The following is a 5,112-nucleotide window of genomic DNA, read 5'->3' as shown; positions in this document are numbered from 1 at the left end:
TTATCAATAAAAACAATTACATCGGGCAGAAAACTTTCAATATCTTTTTTACAGAATTTTATTAATCCTAAAATTTTTCTGAGGTTTAAAATAACTTCAGCAAAACCCATAAATTGTCGCTCTTTATAATGCATCACTAATTCACCACCAACAGATAGCATTAAGTCTCCTCCCCAAAATCTAATATCTGCCTTATCGTCTTTTCTTAATAAGGCTTTCATTAAGTTAGAACCATGTAAATCTCCGGAGGCCTCACCTACAATGATGTAATATTTCATGTGTTTATTTTATTGCTTTTAAGTGGTCACATAGAACATCTAGAGCTTTTGATTTTTCGTAATTAAACTTTAGTAAATGATGTTTCATTAATTCAAGAATTTAATTATCATAGTTGAAATTAATACAAGTACAGTAGCAATTAATACTCCCTTAGCTCTATGATCTTGATTCTTTTTTAGAAAAAGAAAAAATACACCTAGATTAAGTAGTGCGCCAATACTCATAAGCTTAGTTAAAAAATTTTCAGAAATGGCTTGTCTTATTACAATTCCCCAATCATTAGATTTTCCAAATATTTGAAGAGCTAAAATCAAACCAAATGCTGTCGCAATAACACCTACTATAAAGCCAATTAAAATTTCTTTCTTCATATTCATTATGCTGTCCCGATAGCTATCGGGATATTTCAATATCTATTTAAATTTCCAGGTATTTAAATTCTGTATAGCATGATGTGCCGTTAAATCAAATTGCACTGGCACAACAGAAACGTATCCATGTTCTAAAGCCCACTCATCAGTATCTTCACCATTATCCATGTTTACAAATTTACCAGTTAGCCAATAATAATCACGTCCCATTGGGTTGGTGCGTTTGTCAAATTCCTCTTTCCAGTTTGCACGTGCTTGTCTGCAAACTTTTATACCCTTTACGTCCTTTTTTTTAAGATTTGGTAAATTAACATTCAAAACCACTCCGTCAGGTAATCCATGCTCTAAAACTTGCCTAGTAATAGTTTCTATAAATGATTTACAATGTTCAAAATTAGCATTCCAGTTGTAGTCTAAAAGTGAAAACCCTATCGCAGGAATTCCTTCTATACCAGCCTCAAGAGCAGCACTCATAGTACCAGAATAAATTACGTTTATAGATGAATTTGAACCATGATTAATTCCTGATACACAAATATCTGGTCGTCGATCTAAAATTTCATTTACCGCTAATTTTACACAATCAGCAGGAGTGCCAGAACAACTATATTCAGGTTGATTTCCGTCTATAATGACTTTTTCTAAATGCAATGTAGAGTTAATTGTTATGGCATGCCCCATCGCACTTTGCGGACTATCTGGTGCAACCACAACAACATCTCCTATGGTGTTCATCACTGAAATTAAGGTTCTTATACCTGGTGCTGTAATTCCATCATCATTGGTAACTAAAATTAAGGGACGTATAGACATTTAATATAAATCGTTTAGGTGTTGTAAAAGTACTAAAAAGCTTACGATTTGCAGGTATTATCACCTTTAACAAAAAATTAGTAGCTCTGATTTTTTATGGCACGGTTTTTTCTTCTATTTTAGTGAAAATTTGAATACCTACTTAATAAGAATTAAATATACAGAATATGAAACAAGCCATATTCAGATTTTCAATTTAATAATGGCGAATTCTATTTTACTATATTAAACAATAAAAAAGGAAAAAATGAAAGGGAATTATAAGTTCTTACTGCTTGCATTGTTAATAGCATTTGCCTCATGTAGTTTTACTAGTAAAACATTTGACGACCCAGATAAAGATAAACTGCTAATACAATTGATTACGTATGTCTTAGATCAAGGTCATTTTGAACCACAAGAATTAAATGACGATTTTTCAGCTAACGTTTTTGAGGATTATTTGAATCAGTTAGATCCATTTAAGCGCTATTTTTATGCTTCAGATATCGAAGAATTTGAAGTTTATAAAGATCAATTAGATGATCAGATAAAAGCTTATGACGTATCATTTTTTAATATTTCACACCAACGTCTTTTAACGCGAATAGAAGAGTCAAAGAAATTGTATACAGACATTTTAGAAAAGCCTTTTGATTTTTCGAAGTCTGAAACGTATTCTTCAGAGTATAAAAAGTTAACCTATGTAAAAACTAAGCGAGAAATGAAAGAGCGTTGGAGACAACAACTTAAGTTTTCTACAATTGCTAATTATGATGATGCCTTGGTGCAACGCGATACGGATTTAGAAGCAAACAACCTTCCTGAAAGTGTGTTTTCAGCCGAAAAAGATAAGACTAAGAGTACTGATAATAAATCTTTAAAAGAAGTTGAAAAAGAATCAAGGGCAGCAACGAAGCGTTCCCTAGATGAGCTTTATGATTTTATTGAAGATAGGCAACGTAAAGATTGGTTTGCCGTTTATATTAATGCGATAGTAGAAGAATTTGATCCTCATACTTTTTACTTCGCTCCAGAAGATAAGGATAGATTTGATGTTGCAATGTCAGGGAATTTTGAAGGTATTGGAGCAAGATTACAAAAGAAAATGGATGTCATTATGGTTAATGAAATCATTAGTGGTGGGCCAGCTTGGAGACAAAACGAGCTCGAAGTAGGAGACCAGATTCTTAAAGTAAAACAAGAAGATGAAGAAAAGCCTGTGAACATTGTTGGTATGCGTTTAGATGATGCCATTAAATTTATAAAAGGACCCAAAGGTACTATAGTAACCTTAACGCTAAAAAAAGTTGATGGAACGGTTCAAGATATCGAAATAACACGTGATATCGTAGAGCTTGAAGAAACCTATGCAAAATCTTCTACTGTTATTAAAGATGATAAAAAGTTTGGGGTTATTAACCTACCCAAGTTTTATATTAATTTTGAAGATTATAACAAGCGAAATGCAGCTTCAGATATAAAGCAAGAAATCATTAGACTTAAAGAAGAAGGGATTCAAGGCCTAGTATTAGATTTAAGAAATAATGGAGGTGGATCCCTACAAACAGTTGTGGATATTGCTGGTTTATTTATTGAAGATGGGCCTGTGGTACAAGTAAAAACAACAGGCGAGCCTAAAGAAGTGCTTAAAGATAAAGATAAAGCCATTGTCTGGGATGGTCCATTAGTAATTATGGTAAATGAATTATCGGCTTCTGCATCAGAGATTCTAGCTGCAGCAATGCAAGATTATAAACGTGCGATAGTTATTGGAAGCAAACAGACTTACGGAAAAGGTACAGTACAAAATGTACTTGATTTAAATCGAATGGTGAGAAATAACTCTAATGGTGATATGGGAGCTCTAAAATTCACTACACAAAAATTCTACAGAATCAATGGTGGTTCTACACAACTAGAAGGTGTAAAGAGTGATGTTGTGGTACCAGACCGTTACAGTTATATAAATATTGGTGAAAAGGATCAGGACAATCCATTACCATGGGATAAAATAGATGCCGTAGATTATGATCTTTGGGGAAATTATTTCGATTACGATACAACAATTAGTAAGAGCAAAGAACGTATGGCTGCAAATGAACAATTAAAGTTAATAGATGCTAATGCCAAATGGATTAAGAAAATTAGAGATCGTGAAATATATTCATTAAACTATAATGACTACAAAAAAGAAATGGAGCTTAATGGAGAAGAGGCAAAACGTTTCGAAAAGCTATCTGAATATAAAACAGACCTAACATTTAGTTCATTACCTTATGAATTGAGTTTAATGGAAAAAGATTCAATCTTAAAAGAAAAGCGCAAACGTTGGCATCAAAGTTTGGCAAAAGATGTTTATATCGAAGAAGCACTTAATGTTCTAAACGATTTAAAGATGACTTATGCTATAAAAAATAAAGTAGCAAACGTGAAGAATTAAAATTCTATATGGGAAACCAAAGTAATTCACTTACAAGTTTAGCGCTTCAAAAGTTTAAAAAGAACTTTTGGGGCGTTTTTAGTTTAGGGATTATTGGATGCATTGGCTTAATATCAGTGTTCGCATATTTATTTGCACCTGACTCATCAAAAAATGCAAATCAAATGCATTTGTCTATTCATTCTAAATCACCTGGTTTTGAAGTGCAAATGCTAACTATTCCTTCAGGAATTAAAACTGAACAAAACTTTTTTTTAAAACTATTCTTCGGGAAAAATAATACTAATACTGAAATTCCTATTCAATCTTTCGAAGTAAAAGGTGGTGTTTTAACTTATGTTGAATATGCCTCTGACGGGTTACAAGGCCTAGAGAAACAAATCGAATTAAGTCAATTTCCAAATTCAAATTATAAAAATTATCTAGATAACAGAAGCTTTTTCTTTGGGACAGATAAGTACGGAAGAGACTATTTGAGTCGTATTTTAATAGGTTCTCGTATTTCGTTTTTTATAGGTTTTGTAGCTGTTTTTATTTCCTTAATTGTTGGATTGTTAATGGGAAGTTTAGCAGGTTATTATGGTGGAAAAGTTGATGCATTTATAATGTGGATTATTAATATTACATGGTCTATTCCAACACTTTTACTAGTTATTGCGATTACTTTAGCTTTAGGAAAAGGGTTTTGGCAAGTTTTTATTGCAGTTGGCTTAACCATGTGGGTAGAAGTAGCAAGAGTTGTCCGTGGACAGATTATTAGTGCTAAAGAAATGCAATATGTTACAGCGGCAAGAGCTTTAGGTTATAACGATTATAGGATTATTACAAAACATATATTACCCAACATATTTGGCCCGTTAATAGTCATTTCTGCGGCTAACTTTGCAGCAGCTATTTTAATAGAAAGCGGATTAAGCTTTTTAGGTATTGGAGCACAACCACCGATGGCAAGTTGGGGAGCGATGATAAAAGATCACTACAATTATATTATTTTAGGTAAGCCGTATTTAGCTTTAATACCAGGACTTTCTATTATGTTATTGGTAATGGCTTTTATGTTGGTTGGTAATGCTTTGCGAGATGCTTTAGATGTGAAGGGTTAATTTGTTTTTTTCGCTCTTAGCTGTTCTATCTCTTCATTAGTACTACCAATAAATTCTAAAACATCATCTTTACCGATACTTTTTGATGATGAGGTTACAAAATACTGAGGAACTTCTTCCCAAG

Annotated in this window: 4 protein-coding genes and 1 pseudogene; 2 read left to right on the top strand and 3 right to left on the bottom strand. The window is 32.6% G+C overall.

What is annotated here, in order from left to right:
• From AAC053_RS13485 to surE, 3 genes and pseudogenes are all read right to left on the bottom strand, one after another.
• Positions 1-278: pseudogene (locus AAC053_RS13485) on the bottom strand (lipid-A-disaccharide synthase); the annotation flags it as partial.
• 87 nt (positions 279-365) lie between these two features.
• Positions 366-650, bottom strand: coding sequence for a hypothetical protein (locus AAC053_RS13480; RefSeq protein WP_339757678.1), 285 nt, complete (start codon positions 648-650; stop codon positions 366-368).
• A gap of 42 nt (positions 651-692) precedes the next feature.
• Positions 693-1,463: a 5'/3'-nucleotidase SurE gene (gene surE / locus AAC053_RS13475; protein WP_339757675.1), complete on the bottom strand. Its 771-nt coding sequence runs from the start codon at positions 1,461-1,463 to the stop codon at positions 693-695.
• A gap of 247 nt (positions 1,464-1,710) precedes the next feature.
• On the opposite strand from surE, the gene AAC053_RS13470 reads away from it, so the two are divergent.
• Both AAC053_RS13470 and AAC053_RS13465 read left to right on the top strand, forming a co-directional pair.
• Positions 1,711-3,885, top strand: a complete 2,175-nt coding sequence (locus AAC053_RS13470) for a carboxy terminal-processing peptidase (protein WP_339757673.1) — start codon at positions 1,711-1,713, stop codon at positions 3,883-3,885.
• Positions 3,886-3,893: 8 nt separating this feature from the next.
• Positions 3,894-4,988 (top strand): ABC transporter permease, encoded by a 1,095-nt coding sequence (locus AAC053_RS13465; RefSeq protein ID WP_339757672.1) that lies wholly within the window; start codon positions 3,894-3,896, stop codon positions 4,986-4,988.
• Positions 4,989-5,112: the final 124 nt, after the last annotated feature.

Origin of the sequence: uncultured Winogradskyella sp. (genome assembly GCF_963975125.1) — a bacterium.
In the GTDB taxonomy this organism is placed as follows: Bacteria; Bacteroidota; Bacteroidia; order Flavobacteriales; family Flavobacteriaceae; genus Winogradskyella.
Note: the sequence above shows the minus strand (reverse complement) of the source record. Positions and strands in the feature narration are given on the sequence as shown.

Bases quoted from the DNA above. Each gene is read 5' to 3' on its own strand.
- AAC053_RS13480 (WP_339757678.1), bottom strand. From the start codon at position 650: ATGAAGAAAGAAATTTTAATTGGCTTTATAGTAGGTGTTATTGCGACA.
- surE (WP_339757675.1), bottom strand. From the start codon at position 1,463: ATGTCTATACGTCCCTTAATTTTAGTTACCAATGATGATGGAATTACA.
- AAC053_RS13470 (WP_339757673.1), top strand. From the start codon at position 1,711: ATGAAAGGGAATTATAAGTTCTTACTGCTTGCATTGTTAATAGCATTT.
- AAC053_RS13465 (WP_339757672.1), top strand. From the start codon at position 3,894: ATGGGAAACCAAAGTAATTCACTTACAAGTTTAGCGCTTCAAAAGTTT.